We start from the raw sequence: 390 nt of genomic DNA, 5'->3' as shown, positions 1-390 counted from the left end.
ACAATGTCTTCCGACGAAGCCGTAAGGTTCAGACTTACAGGCTCCGCTGGTTTACAGGCTCCGCTGGATGGTCTCCACGCGATAACACTCGATAACGTCGCCGGGGCGCATGTCGCCGTAATTCTCGAACGCCATGCCGCATTCCTGGCCGGACTGCACTTCCTTCACTTCGTCCTTGAAGCGCTTCAGTGTCGAGAGCTTGCCTTCGTGCACAACGACGTTGTCGCGAATGAGGCGAACATTGGCGCCGCGTTCCACGGTTCCGTCGGTGACGCGACAGCCGGCGACCTTGCCGACCTTGGAAATGTTGAACACTTCCAGGATCTGCGCATTGCCCAGCATGGTTTCGCGCAGCGTCGGCGCGAGCAGGCCGGACATCGCCTTTTTGAT

Annotated in this window: 1 protein-coding gene; it reads right to left on the bottom strand. The window is 59.0% G+C overall.

The window, feature by feature from the left end:
- Nucleotides 1-51: 51 nt before the first annotated feature.
- The coding region (locus I6F37_RS44175) for an EF-Tu/IF-2/RF-3 family GTPase (RefSeq protein WP_249795513.1) at nucleotides 52-390 on the bottom strand (339 nt) is incomplete at its 5' end.

This window comes from Bradyrhizobium sp. NBAIM08 (genome assembly GCF_020193935.1).
In the GTDB taxonomy this organism is placed as follows: domain Bacteria; phylum Pseudomonadota; class Alphaproteobacteria; order Rhizobiales; family Xanthobacteraceae; genus Bradyrhizobium; species Bradyrhizobium yuanmingense.
The sequence above is the reverse complement of the archived record's forward strand: the minus strand, read 5'-3'. Positions and strand labels throughout refer to the sequence as shown.